13 protein-coding genes are annotated in these 12,891 nt (G+C 65.1%); 2 read left to right on the forward strand and 11 right to left on the reverse strand.

Annotation, left to right across the window (positions count from 1 at the left end; all coding sequences use genetic code 11):
• The 4 genes from ACT4OC_RS10910 to rsmH form a co-directional block, all read right to left on the reverse strand.
• The coding region (locus tag ACT4OC_RS10910; RefSeq protein WP_444838996.1) for a UDP-N-acetylmuramoyl-L-alanyl-D-glutamate--2,6-diaminopimelate ligase at nt 1-1,137 on the reverse strand (1,137 nt) is incomplete at its 3' end.
• A gap of 60 nt (nt 1,138-1,197) precedes the next feature.
• On the reverse strand, nt 1,198-2,934 hold the full coding sequence (locus ACT4OC_RS10915) for a peptidoglycan D,D-transpeptidase FtsI family protein (protein ID WP_444838997.1): 1,737 nt from the start codon (nt 2,932-2,934) through the stop codon (nt 1,198-1,200).
• Nucleotides 2,931-3,317 carry a cell division protein FtsL gene (gene ftsL / locus ACT4OC_RS10920; protein ID WP_444838998.1) on the reverse strand — a complete coding sequence of 129 codons (387 nt, stop codon included), beginning with the start codon at nt 3,315-3,317 and terminating at the stop codon, nt 2,931-2,933. The genes ACT4OC_RS10915 and ftsL overlap by 4 nt, the downstream gene beginning before the upstream one ends.
• A 2-nt stretch (nt 3,318-3,319) precedes the next feature.
• Nucleotides 3,320-4,312: a 16S rRNA (cytosine(1402)-N(4))-methyltransferase RsmH gene (gene rsmH, locus ACT4OC_RS10925; RefSeq protein ID WP_444838999.1), complete on the reverse strand. Its 993-nt coding sequence runs from the start codon at nt 4,310-4,312 to the stop codon at nt 3,320-3,322.
• A gap of 549 nt (nt 4,313-4,861) precedes the next feature.
• Here rsmH and ACT4OC_RS10930 point away from each other — a divergent pair.
• On the forward strand, nt 4,862-5,644 hold the full coding sequence (locus ACT4OC_RS10930; RefSeq protein WP_444839000.1) for an N-acetylmuramoyl-L-alanine amidase: 783 nt from the start codon (nt 4,862-4,864) through the stop codon (nt 5,642-5,644).
• Nucleotides 5,645-6,469: 825 nt separating this feature from the next.
• Here ACT4OC_RS10930 and ACT4OC_RS10935 read toward each other — a convergent pair.
• The 6 genes from ACT4OC_RS10935 to ACT4OC_RS10960 are packed head-to-tail and all read right to left on the reverse strand — an operon-like array spanning nt 6,470 to nt 11,079.
• Nucleotides 6,470-7,345 carry an amidohydrolase family protein gene (locus ACT4OC_RS10935; protein WP_444839001.1) on the reverse strand — a complete coding sequence of 292 codons (876 nt, stop codon included), beginning with the start codon at nt 7,343-7,345 and terminating at the stop codon, nt 6,470-6,472.
• Nucleotides 7,346-7,357: 12 nt separating this feature from the next.
• Nucleotides 7,358-7,750: a RidA family protein gene (locus tag ACT4OC_RS10940; protein WP_444839002.1), complete on the reverse strand. Its 393-nt coding sequence runs from the start codon at nt 7,748-7,750 to the stop codon at nt 7,358-7,360.
• A 13-nt stretch (nt 7,751-7,763) separates the two neighbouring features.
• On the reverse strand, nt 7,764-8,567 hold the full coding sequence (gene hpaH, locus ACT4OC_RS10945; protein WP_444839003.1) for a 2-oxo-hept-4-ene-1,7-dioate hydratase: 804 nt from the start codon (nt 8,565-8,567) through the stop codon (nt 7,764-7,766).
• A 2-nt stretch (nt 8,568-8,569) separates the two neighbouring features.
• Nucleotides 8,570-9,430 (reverse strand): fumarylacetoacetate hydrolase family protein, encoded by an 861-nt coding sequence (locus tag ACT4OC_RS10950; RefSeq protein WP_444839004.1) that lies wholly within the window; start codon nt 9,428-9,430, stop codon nt 8,570-8,572.
• Nucleotides 9,431-9,469: 39 nt separating this feature from the next.
• Entirely contained in the window at nt 9,470-10,087 is a 618-nt protein-coding gene (locus tag ACT4OC_RS10955; RefSeq protein WP_444839005.1) for a flavin reductase family protein, read from the reverse strand.
• A gap of 26 nt (nt 10,088-10,113) precedes the next feature.
• Complete coding sequence (locus ACT4OC_RS10960) at nt 10,114-11,079, reverse strand: Bug family tripartite tricarboxylate transporter substrate binding protein (protein WP_444839006.1); 966 nt, start codon at nt 11,077-11,079, stop codon at nt 10,114-10,116.
• A gap of 130 nt (nt 11,080-11,209) precedes the next feature.
• Between ACT4OC_RS10960 and ACT4OC_RS10965 the strand changes: the two genes are divergently transcribed.
• On the forward strand, nt 11,210-12,007 hold the full coding sequence (locus ACT4OC_RS10965; RefSeq protein ID WP_444839007.1) for an IclR family transcriptional regulator: 798 nt from the start codon (nt 11,210-11,212) through the stop codon (nt 12,005-12,007).
• A 457-nt stretch (nt 12,008-12,464) separates the two neighbouring features.
• On the opposite strand, the gene ACT4OC_RS10970 is transcribed toward ACT4OC_RS10965, so the two are convergent.
• Nucleotides 12,465-12,887, reverse strand: coding sequence for a hypothetical protein (locus ACT4OC_RS10970; protein WP_444839008.1), 423 nt, complete (start codon nt 12,885-12,887; stop codon nt 12,465-12,467).
• Nucleotides 12,888-12,891 lie beyond the last annotated feature (4 nt).

Here is a 12,891-nt window from a genome sequence, read left to right on the forward strand (position 1 = left end):
GCCGCCGGCGCCGAACACCACGACGAGCTTGCGCTTGGCATAAGGCCGCAGCGCCTGCAGCGCCTTGGCCAGCGCATCCGGCTTGTGTGCGTAATCGACGAAGACGGGCGCACCATTGCGCTCGCCGACGCGCTCGAGCCTGCCCTTGGCGCCTTCGAGCTGCTCGATGCCGGCAAACACCCTCTCCGCCTCGCTGCCGGTGCCGATGGCAAGGCCCGCGGCGACCAGCGCGTTCTCGATCTGGAACTCGCCGACCAGCGGAAGCCTGATCGCGTGCTTGCGGCCGCGATGCCCGATGACGAGCTTCTGCGCAAAGCCCTCGATGGCGGCATCGAGCAGACGGATGCCTTCCAGGCCATCCGCCCTGCGGCCGATCGCGACGATGCGAAGCTTTCGCGCACGCGCCGCGGCGATCACCTCGCCCGAGCAATCGTGATCGGCCGATATCACCGCTGCGCCGCCGTCGATCACGAGATCGCGGAACAGCCGCAGCTTGGCGTTGAGGTAATGCGCGACATCGGGATGATAATCCATGTGGTCGCGCGACAGGTTGGTGAAGCCGCCTGCGGCGACGCGCACGCCGTCGAGGCGGCACTGGTCGAGGCCATGCGAGGACGCCTCGAAGGCCAGGTGCGTGACGCCGTCGCGCGCGATCTCGTCGAGCTGGCGATGCAGCGCGATCGGATCGGGCGTGGTCAGCGAGCCGTAGACGGTGCGCTTCGGCGAAACCAGACCGATGGTTCCGATGCTCGCCGACGGGTGGCCGAGGCCTTGCCAGATCTGCCGCGCGAAGGCCGCCACCGACGTCTTGCCGCTGGTTCCGGTGACGGCGGCGATGGTTTCGGGCTGCCTCGGAAAGAATTTCGCCGCCGCCAGCGCCAGCGCGCGGCGCGGATTCGGCGTCGCCACGAAGGGAACGCGCCCGCCCTCCGGCCGGTGCTCGCCCGCCACCGCGACGGCGCCGGCTGCGATGGCCGCCTCGACGAAGCGCGAGCCGTCGGTCTTGCTGCCGGCGAGCGCAAAGAACAGATCCCCCGGATTCACCACGCGGCTGTCGACGGCCAGTCCCCGCACCTCGACCGATTCGCCCGGGGCGTCGATCGTGGAGTCGGAGCCAAAGAGATCGCCTAGTCGCATGCTGTTCCAGTTCCGCCGCCGCGGAGCCTCGCAGGGGCTCACTCCGGCAATAGCAGTGGATTACTGGTTTGTCCTCGATGTCGCAAGAATGAGGCGGTCGGACGGCGGCAGGTCGAAGCGGGGTTCGACCCCCAGCAGCGGCGCAATCCGGGAAATCACGTTGCCGCCGGTCGGCACCGCATTCCAGCCCGAGGTGATGAAGCCGTGGGTTTCCGGCAGCGGTTTCGGCTCGTCCAGCATGATCAGTAGCTGGTATTGCGGATTGTCTGCGGGGAGGATCGCGGTGAAGGAGTTGAGCACCTGCTTCTTGGAATAGCGGCCACCCACGACCTTTTCCGAGGTGCCGGTCTTGCCGCCGATGTAGTAGCCCTTGACGTCGGCCTTCTTGGCGGTGCCGATCTCGGCATTGAGCCGCATCAGATAGCGGATCTTGTCCGACGTGTCCGATTTGATGACCCGCCTGGCCACGGCTTTGGCGTCTTCCTCGGAGCGCTTCAGGAAGGTCGGCGGAATCAACAGGCCGCCGTTCACCATCGCGTTGATGCCCATCACCGCCTGCAGCGGCGCCACCGCGATGCCGTGGCCGAAGGCGATGGTGATGGTGTTGAGCTCGCCCCAGCGCTTCGGCACGATCGGCGAGGCGCTCTCCGGCAGTTCCGTGCGCAGCCGGTCGAGCTGGCCGACCTTCTTGAGGAAAGCCTTGTGCGCCTCGACGCCCTGGCTCAGCGCGACGCGCGCAGCTCCGACGTTCGAGGAGAAGGTGAACACTTCCGACAGCGTGATGGAGCGGCCGAGCGGATGGGTGTCGTGGATGGTGAACTTGCCGTAATGCAGCGCGCCGCGCGCATCGAAGAGCGTGTTGAGGTTGGCCTTGCCGGAATCCAGCGCCATCGCCAGCGTCAGCGTCTTGAAGGTCGACCCCATCTCGAACACGCCCGTGGTGAGGCGATTGATGCGCTCGGGATCGTGCGCCTCCTTCGGGTTGTTCGGATCGAAATCCGGCAGCGACACCAGCGCGACGAGTTCGCCGGTCCTGACGTTGGAGACGAGGCCCGAGGCGGCCTTGGCCTTGTACTTCTCCTTGGCCTTCAACAGCTCATCGCGCAGCGCGTGCTCGACGCGGAGGTCAATCGACAATTCCACCGGCTTCTGCAGCCGGTCGGTGGCAAAGCCCGCGCGATGCAGATCGGCCAGACCGTTATTGTCCAGCCATTTCTCCATGCCGGCGATGCCCTGGTTGTCGGTGTTGACGAGGCCGATCAGGTGCGCGACTTCGGCGCCGGTCGGATAGACGCGCTTGTTCTCGCGCAGGAAGCCGATGCCGGGGATGCCGAGCTTGTGGATGGCCTGCTGCTGCTTGGGCGTGATCTCGCGCTTCAGCCAGGCGAAGCCCTTGCGCGAGGACAGGCGCTCGCGCACCTCGATCGTGTCGAGGTCGGGCATCACGCCGGTCAGGAGCTCGATCGCCTCGTCCTTGTCGATGATGCGGCGCGGCTCCGCGAACAGGCTCGGCGCCTTGATGTCGGTGGCGAGAATTTCGCCGTTGCGGTCGACGATGTCGGGCCGCGCGGTGGCGATCGCGTCCTGCGAGGCGGTGCGGCGCGCGCTGTGGCTGTCGGCGCCGATGGCGAACATCACGAGGCGTCCGCCGATCACGGCATAGACCGCGGCAAAGGCCAGGATGGCAAAGCCGATGCGGGCGCGCGCCTTGACGTTGCGGTCGACATTGCGCCCGTAGAGCAGGCTGCGGATCAGCCGCTGCCGCCAGGGTTCGATGGGTTTTACGTGCTCGCTCATCGCCGCGCTCCCCGCGGCGGCACCGAGCCGGTGATTTCATTGGGGGTGCCTGCCGCCTCGATGGTGTCGAGCATCGAGCCGATCGGGTCGGGATCCCTGGTGAAGTTCGACGGCCGTTCCGGCAGGTTCCTGAGCTGGTCGTATTGCTGGGCGGTGATCGGCTTCAGCGCCAGATGGCGCTCGGTCAGGCCCTGCAGCCTGAGCGGCGCATCGAGCCTGGCCCATTCGGCGCGCAGCACCGCGATGGCGTCGCGCTGCTCGCGGATTTCGGCATTGAGCCGCTGCACGCGCTCGACCCGCGAGGTCGATTCCATCTTGATGTGGTAGACATAGGCCGCCGCGAAGATCAGCATGCCGACGACGAGCAGGTGGATGATCCGCACGATCAGCCTCCCCTCAGGACATCGGCGAGCCGCGGCCAGTCCGGCAATGCGTCTTCGGCATGCGCCGGCGCCGCCGTGCGCGCGGCGGCACGCAGCTTGGCCGAGCGCGCGCGCGGATTGGCCGATATCTCGGCCTCATCAGGCGTGACCGGACGCTTGGTCAGGATTTCGAAGCTGGTCGCGGCCTGCGCGACTTCAGGCATGTGCCGCGAGCCCGCGGAAACCTTGCCGCGCTCGGCGAGGAAATTCTTGACGATGCGGTCTTCCAGCGAGTGGAAGGACACGACGACGAGCCGCCCGCCCGGCTTCAGCACGCGCTCGGCGGCGCAAAGCGCCGCGTGCAGCTCGTCGAGCTCTTCGTTGACGAAAATCCGCAGCGCCTGGAAGGTGCGCGTGGCGGGGTGAATCTCGTTCGGCTTGGCGCGCACTACCCTGGCGACGAGGTCGGCGAGCGCGCGCGTGGTCGCGATCGGCGCCTCCTTGCGGGCGGCGGCGATGGCGCGGGCGATACGTCGCGAATTCCGCTCCTCGCCATAGATGTAGATGATGTTGGCAAGGTCGGTCTCGGACGCCCCGGCGACCACATCCGCCGCGGTCGGCCCCTGCTGCCCCATGCGCATGTCGAGCGGGCCGTCGAAGCGGAACGAAAAGCCGCGCTCCGCCTGGTCGAGCTGCATCGAGGAGACGCCGACATCCATCACGACGCCGTCGACCGCATCGACGCCCTGCGCCGCGCAGATCTCCGCAAGGTTCGAGAAGCGGTCCTGCACCAGAACCAGCCGGCCTTCGGAACTGTCGACCAGGTCGAACCCGCCGGCGATGGCGGTGCGGTCGCGATCGATGCCGATCACCCTCGTGCCGGCGACACCAAGGATCGCCCGACTGTAGCCGCCGGCCCCGAAAGTGGCGTCGACATAGATGCCATCAGCGCGCGGGGCGAGCCATTCGACCGCCTCGCGGCCGAGCACGGAGATATGGCGTTCGGCCGACGTCATGCGGAGGCTCCGGCCAAGCGCCGGACGGAATAGGGGAACCCTGACGCTGACAGGCCCATCACGCTCAAAACCCCTGCGCCTCAAACCCCTGCTCTTCGCCGGGCTGCTCCGGTCGAAATACCTCCGCGCGCCGCGATCACCGGTCCCGGCGGGCCGCAAACCCTGTTCTGGAGACGGAATTTGCCGGGCTGCCATGGGATTTCGAACGCGAAAATGGCCTTGGCCGCGCCCCACAGAGGTCGCGGCTCTTCACCACTTAGTAACGGCACTTAGCCTTAAGAAAGCGTTGACGGTATGCGGCGGCTTTTAGGCGCGTCGTATCGGTCGCGCACCGTACTGATGCACCCCGCACACACTCCGCCAAATTGCGGCCGGGCGAGCGACTTCCCGATTGCCACGAGCAAAGCGTAAAGGAATAGTAAACATCCACTCTTGTCTGCCGTCGTGTCGCCCGGTTTTGGTTCTGTCATGCCTTCTGTTTCGTTCGCGTCTGCTGCTATCGATTCGAAGCGTCAACGCGCCCTCCCGATCCCGAAGGGCACCGCGGACATGAAGGCCTTTACCCCGGATTCCTCGATCGCTTCCGACGTCATTCCATCGCCGAACTATGGCGAGCGCAACAACGGCCGCGCGCCGGACATGATCCTCCTGCATTACACGGGCATGCCGGACGTCGAGGGCGCGATCGCGCAGCTCTGCACGCCCGGTACCGACGTCTCGGCGCATTATATCGTGCTGGAGGACGGCCGCATCGTGCAATGCGTGCCGGAGGCGAAGCGCGCCTGGCACGCCGGCGTGTCGAGCTGGGCCGGCGAGGACGACATCAACTCCTGCTCGATCGGCATCGAGATCGTCAACCGCGGCCACGACTGGGGCTATCCGGACTATCCGTTGCGCCAGATCGCGGCCGTGATCGCGTTGTGCCGCGGCATCATGCTCCGCCGCAACATTGCCGGCCATCGCGTGCTCGGGCATTCCGACGTCGCGCCCTCGCGCAAGAAGGACCCCGGCGAGAAATTCCCGTGGCATTCGCTGGCCAATTCCGGCGTCGGGCACTGGGTGCAGCCGGCGCCGATCGTGCGCGGCGAGTTGATGCAGCTCGGGTCGATCAGCGACGACGTCATGAACATGCAGACCGCGTTCGCCAAGTACGGCTACGGCATTCCCGTCACCGGCAAGTATGACGGCGCGACCATGGAGGTGGTTTCAGCATTCCAGCGCCATTTCCGTCCCGCCAAGATCGATGGCGTTTGCGACCGCTCGACCATGGAGACGCTGCATGCCCTGCTGGCCAGCCTGCCGGCCGAGGCGGTGAACATGGCGACGAAGTAGTTCCGCAGCGGCGGCGAGCCCCCTCACCCCTTCTTCCTGGGGGAAGAGCCGAGCGAAAGCTCAGCTCTTGGAGGGTCGGGGTGAGGGGCAGTCGCGGCGGATCGCAAGTAGGATGGGTCGAGCTCTTCGCGAAACCCATCAGCACCGCCGCCGCGGAGATCATGATGGGTTTCGCAAGAGCTCAACCCATCCTACAGCTTTCTAATCGTGTACCCGATACGAAACCGAAAATTTATTGTAATGAGCACGGGCATCGAACGGCGACACATTGACAGCCTCTCCACGGTTCGAGGTGTCAATGACAAAGGTCAGCTTCTTGCTGAGATTGCCAATCGTAGCGTCAGCGACGCAAGTGCGCTTTCCATCGGCGCTTGAATACGCAACCTCTCGGGCATTTCTTATGTCCGATATTCTGCTGTTATTGTAGATTGTCGTAAAAACCTGCCCGTCGTTACAATTCACGTCTCCCCAGAAATTTGCTCGAAACGCGATAGCTCCCAATATTACCGGCCCCAAAGACAATATCAGATAGAACACGACGCGTTTGCCTAGATCCTGTGGCAAATGCTCCTCCGAGGGATTTTATAATCCGCTGCAATTTGAATGTCGAACGCGGTGACGCCGATCTACAATCGATATCGCACCTTGACTACGATGACAATCTTGCTGGTCATAGCTTTGTAGTCCAGCGAGCCGGAGCCCGGACAAACCGGTCAGGAAAACCCGAACAGCAAGTAGGATGGGTTGAGCTCTTCGCGAAACCCATCAGCACCGCCGCCCGCGGAGATCATGATGGGTTTCGCAAGAGCTCAACCCATCCTACAGCTACCCCGCAAACCCGAACAGCTTCGCCGGATTGCGAACCAAAATTTTCTCCAGCGCCGCTTCATCCGGCGCGTAACTGTACATCAGCTCCAGCAGGTCGGCGTCGTTCGGCGGCTGCACCACCGAGACCGGATGCGGCCAGTCGCTGGCCCAGACGCAGCGGTCGGGGGCTGCCTCGATGTAGGCGCGCGCGATCGGGATGACGTCGTCCCAGGGCGGGCCCTTCTTCGAGGTCTTCTCGCCGAGCGACAGCATCACCCAGAAATTTCCCTTCGACAGCAGCTCCAGCATCTTGACGAGGTTCGGATCGTCCTTGCCGCGCAGGGGATCGGGGCGCGCCATATGATCGATCAGCACGGGCACGTCGAGCGAGGCGTATTTCTCCACGCTCGAGACGATTCCGTCCTTCTCCGGTTGGATTTTTGCGTACCAGCCAAGCTCCCGGATCCGCGCAATCGCGCGTGCGAAATCCTTGTCGGACAGGACCGCGCCGAGCTCCTGGCGGAAGCTGAAGCGGGCGCCGCGCACGCCGGCGTCGTGCAGCTTCGCCAGATACGCGTCGTCCTTCTCGGCAAACACCAGCGCGTTGGCGCAGCCGCGGTAATTCGGACCCATGGCGGCAAGACCGTCGAGCACCACGGCGTGGTCGGCGCCATAGGTCGTGGTCTGCACGATGATGCCGCGCTCGATGCCGAGCGCCTTGTGCATGCGCAGCGCCGCTTCCCAAGTTGCGGTCGGCATGCGGTAGGCCGCGCCCGGCCGCTCCGGATATTTTTCGATCGGCCCAAGCACGTGGAACTGGCTGTCGATGGTTCCCATCGGCGGCAGCCTCATTGGCCGGCGCGGGTTCGGATCGAACGGAAGATAGGGCGGCACCGAAAACTCCTGTCAGTCGATCACGGCGGTGAAATCGCACTGCACCAGCGCGCCGCCTTCCATGCTGTCCATCGGCAGCGCGTGGCGCGCCGGCCGCGAATGCTCGTCGGGAAACATCTTCAGCCACTCGGCATTCACAGGCGCGCGCTGCGAGCGGTCCTTCAGCCACACCGTCATCTTGATGATGTCGTCGGTAGAGCCACCGGCGGCCTCCACCGTCGCCTTCATATGCGCGAACATGTTGGCGCATTGCGCTTCCAGGCTCTCAGGCATCTTTCCGTCGGCATCGCGGCCGAGGATGACGCCGGACATCACGAGATTGCCGATCCGGCTGGCGTTCGGGATTGGATTGGCGTGCTTGAAGCCGCCGATATGGATGCTCTTGCGGCGCGATGGCCCGGTCATGACGATCCCTCCCTCAAACGAACTGGCAGGACACCGAGCCGAACGGCCCGTAATCCGCATGGAACGTGTCGCCGCGGCGGATCTCGACCGGACGGGTGAACGATCCCGCGAGCACGACCTCGCCGGCCGCGAGATGCTCGCCATGCGGTGCGAGTCGATTGGCGAGCCAGGCGATGCCGTTGGCCGGGTGATTGAGCACGCCGGCGGCAAGACCGGTTTCCTCCACCTCGCCATTGCGGAACAACAGCGCACCGATCCAGCGCAGGTCCGCGTCCGAGGGGCGGAACGGCCGGCCGCCCAGCACCAGCGCGGCATTGGCGGCGTTGTCCGAAATCGTGTCCATGACCTTGCGCGCCTTGCCGGTCTCGGGATCGACGCGATGCATGCGCGTCTCGAGAATTTCCAGCGCGGGCGTCACGTAGTCGGTCGCGTTGAGCACGTCGAAGATCGTGCAGTCCGGTCCGCGCAGCGGCGCCTTCAGCACGAAGGCGAGCTCGACCTCGATGCGCGGCGCGGTGAAGCGGTCGAACGGGATCGGGCCAGCGTCGGGATAGAACATGTCGGCAAACAACACGCCGTAATCGGGCTCGGCGATGCCGACCGCGTTCTGCATCGCTTTCGAGGTCAGGCCGATCTTGTGGCCCTTGACTATGCGGCCGCGCGCCAGCTGCAACCTGGTCCAGGCGCGCTGGATGGCGTAGGCGTCCTCGATGGAGAGGTCAGGATGCTCCCGCGTGAACATCGGAACTAGCGACTTGGTGCGCTCGGCCTCGTCGAGCCGCGCCGCGAGGCGATCGATCGTGGCGGTGTCGAGCATGGCTATTGCTCCGCCGCCACGGTATTGCGCAGCACGCCGATCGCTGAGGATTCCACCTCGACCACGTCGCCTACCTTGAGCCAGCGCGGCGGATCGAAGCGCGCGCCGGCGCCGGTCGGCGTTCCCGTCAGGATCACGTCGCCGGGCTTCAGCGTCGCAAAGGTGGAGAGATAGTGAATGAGGAAATCGAACGGGAACATCAACCGCTCGGTCGAATCCTGTTGCCTCACCTCGCCGTTGACGCGGGTGACGATGTCGTGCGGCCCGCGCGGGTCGCATTCATCGGAGGTGACGATCCATGGGCCGATGCTGCCGGAACGGTCGAAGTTCTTGCCCTGGGTGACGTTGAACTTGCCGTGGCGTAGCCAGTCGCGGATGGTGCCCTCGTTGGCCAGCGTCATGCCGAAAATGTGCGACCATGCCGCCTCGCGCGGGATGTGGCGGCCCCCCTTGCCGATCACGATGGCGAGTTCGCCCTCGTAATCGAGTTGCTCCGACACTTTCGGCTTCTCGATCGGCCGGCCCGCGCCCGTGACCGAAGACGGGCTGCGCACGAACAGGCTCGGATATTTCGGCAGGTCCGAGTTGTCCCTGTACTCCTCGTTGCGGTCGCGATAATTGACGCCGATGCACCAGAGCTTTTCCGGTGCGGGAACCGGCGGCAGCAGCGCCAGTTGCCCGAGCGCGTAGTCGGGCATGGCTCCGGCCACGGCCTGCCGGGCGGCCGAAATCCCGTCGCCCGCGATCAGCGCCTTCATATCAGGGAAGTCGCGTCCGATCCGGCTGGAGAGGTCGACGACGCCTTCGCCGACCAGCACGCCGTAGCGCGGCTCGCCCTGCACCTCGTAGCTCAGCAATCGCATTTGCAGGATTCCTCGTTGTTCGCGCCGGGCGCGGCACGCTCAGTCCTGTGATTTCGGCGTTTGGAAGACGGTGTTCAGCGTCACGATCTCGCCGAGGCGCGCGTAGCGGGGGCCTCCGATGCGGGCGATCGGGTCGAGCGCTCCGGTCTCGACCTTGCCGTTGTTCACGAGACCATCGCGGATGTGGAACAGCACGACTTCGCCGACGATGAGGCGGCTCCTGGCCTCGCCGAATTCGAGGCATTGCCGTAACCGGCACTCCATCGCGACCGGCGGCGCCTCGAGGCGCGGCACCTTGATCAGCTCGCTCGGCACGGTCGCGAGCTTCAGATGCTCGACCTCGCTGACCTCGGGGGGATGCTCGACCGAGCTGTCGTGCAGCGCCTGCATCAGCGGCGTGTCGGCGATGTGGATGACGTATTCTTCAGTGTCGAGGATGTTGTGCGCCGTGTCCTTCCAGACGCCGGCCTTGCGGCCGATGCTGATGGCGAGCATCGGCGGCTTCTGCGATACGAAAGTGAACGCGCTGAACGGCGCGAGGTTGAGCACGCCCCTGGCCGACAGGCTCGTCACCCAGGCGATCGGACGCGGCACCACGATGCCGGTCATCAGCCGGTAGATGCGTTCCGCACCGAGCTCCGCAGGATCGATCCGCATGTCCGTCTCGCAGGGCCCGAGCGCGATCAGTTGGCCTTGATGTCCGCCTTGCGCACGATGGGAATCCACTTGGCGTCCTCGCGCGAAAGGTATGCGGTGAAGTCGGCCGGCGTCATCGCCACCGCCTCGGCGCCGATCTTGTCGAATTTCTCCACCACCGCCGGATCCTTCAGGATCGCCATCATCGCCTCCTGCAGCTTCGCAACGATCGGCGCGGGCGTGCCGGCCGGCGCGAACAGGCCGGTGAAGGTCTGGGCATCGAAGTCGGCAAAGCCGAGCTCCTTGAACGTCGGCACGTCAGGCAGCCACGACGTGCGTTTCGTACTGGTCACGGCGAGCGGCCGCAACATGCCGTTCTTGAAATATTGCAACGCCACCGAAATCTGGTCGAAGGCGAAATGCACCTGGCCGCCGATCAAGTCGTTGGTGGCCGGCGCGTTGCCGCGGTAATGCACGGTGACCCATTGTAGCCCAAGCGAGGATTGCGCGAGCTCGCTCAGGAGGTGATTGGTGGTGCCGGCGCCGGGAGAGGCCATCGTCATCTTGCCGGGCTCGCGCTTCACGAGGTCGAAGAATTCCTTCAAATTCTGCGCCTTGACGGAGGGATGCACCTCCAGCACCAGCGGCGTCATCGAGATCGTCGTGATCGGAACGAAGTCGCGCTTCCATCGATAGGCGTCTCGCCTGGCGATCTCGGGCGCGAACAGCACCGGCCCGTTGGCACCGACGAACAGCGTATAGCCGTCATTGGGGGATTTCGCGAAGGCTTCGCCCGCGATGAGACCGCCGGCGCCGGCCTTGTTCTCGATGATGAAGGGCTGGCCGAGCTTCTCCTGCAGCTTGTCGGCGACGATGCGGGCGGCGGTATCGACATTGCCGCCGGCCGGATAGGGCACCATCAGCTTGACGTTTCGCGAAGGCCATTCCTGGGCTGCGGCCGGGCCGGCCAGCATTGCCGCAAACGCAGCCACCATCAGCGTTGGAAACCTCATTGCATCCTCCCGAAGCCGGCGGCGGATCAAATCCGCCAATTCTCATTCAGGCGCGATCATCGGATTTACGGGCTTTACCTGTCGACGAAATTGTGCGGTTTTTGTCCACATTGTGGACAGGAGGTGCGGCATGCGGGCCGACCGGCGAACGGAACGGAGGCAAGAACCGAGGCAGGGCGCGCAGGCGATCCGGCGGGCGCTCGCGGTGCTGCGCATTCTCGCCGCCGGGCGCGAGACCGGCCTGCCGCTCGCCGACGTGGTCCAGGCCACCGGCCTAACCCGCCCGACGGTGCACCGCATCGTTCATGCGCTGATCGAGGAGGGCATCGTCGAGCGCAGCGAGAGGACAGGCCGCTATGCGATCGGCAACCAGGTGCCGGAACTGGCACTGGCGCGGCCGTCGCGCTCGCCGCTGCTCGCCGCGGCGGACGCGGTGCTGCGGCGAACGTCGCAACAGGTTGGCGACACCCTGTTCCTGACGGTGCGCACCGGCAACGACACGCTGTGCGTCGACCGCCGGATCGGCGCCTACCCGATCAAGGTGCTGTCGATCGAGGTCGGCGCGCGGCGCCCGCTCGGCGTCTCCAGCGCGGGCGTTGCCATCCTCGCGGCGCTGCCGGCGCCGGAAGCAAGGAAGATCGTGACCGCCAATGAAGCGAGATTCGTCGCCTATCGCACCGATTCCGTCGCCGTTCTTGCCCAGATCGCCGCCGCAAGGCGGCGCGGCTACAATCTGCGCGAGGTTGGCCTGGTGCAGGGAACTAAGTCGATCTCCACCTGGATCAAGACCATCGACGGCCGCCCCGCGGCCGCGATGACGGTGTCGGCCGTGCGCGCCCGGCTGGGGCCGCGCCGCGAGCAGGAGGTTGCGGAAATCCTGCTGAACGCCTCACGCGAGATCGAGCGGGCACTGCGATCTGCGCCGTAGGTCCGTAAGGTGGGCACGGCGCAAATGCGCCTTTGCCCGCCCTACGAGATCTTAGCGGACCGAAACACCGGCGTGGCTACGCCCACTGGCGCCAATGGGTGGGCTGAATGTCGGAGAGCGCGTTGCCTCGCTGGTCGACCCAATTGGATCCGTCCTTGTGACAAGGAAAAGGGACCGCACGGACGATGCCATCGAAGTCCAATGCGCAGATTTCCAGATCCCGGTCAGACGGCGCTGTCGAAGCGGGATGCCATTCGGCTGAGACCGCATGCATGGTCGACCTCCAGCAATAATGCAGCGAAGCAAGGCTCGTCCATATGCCCAAGTATAGCATGGGAAACGCACCCTGGAATGTGAACGGGTTCGCACGCCTGCGGCCAAATGCGCCGACGCGCATTCACCGGTTCAGTGTGCAGGATGGGTTGAACGGTCAACGCGGGATCGAGCGGGAGTTGTGCTATCTTCTGATCTCGGTGATCTTCACCTTTACCGCGCCGCCATCCTTGAAGATGCGAAAGTCGTATTCGACATTGCCGCCGGCCTTCAGCGCGAGACTCGCGGTGCAGGTGACTTCGGTGTCGGTCTTGCCGACGTTCTTGATGAAATTGTACTTCGACGCGTTGAACTTGTTCTGCTTGTTCAAATCGGAGAGCGTGTCCCGCGTGGTCTTTGCATCGCAGGCCGGCAGGCTGCCGACGCTCGTCACCCTGTCGATCAGCCCCGCCACGGTCACGAGCGCGGTGATGGCGGCGAAGGCATAGAGCAGGTAGCGCAGCCAGGGCGGACTCTTGCGCGCGGCCTGCACCATCATGGTGGTGCCGGCGGCACCCGATACGGTCGAGTAATAGTTCGGCGAAGCCAAATCCTTTTCGTCAGCCATGGCA

The organism is Bradyrhizobium sp., from assembly GCF_052389815.1.
Classification (GTDB): domain Bacteria; phylum Pseudomonadota; class Alphaproteobacteria; order Rhizobiales; family Xanthobacteraceae; genus Bradyrhizobium.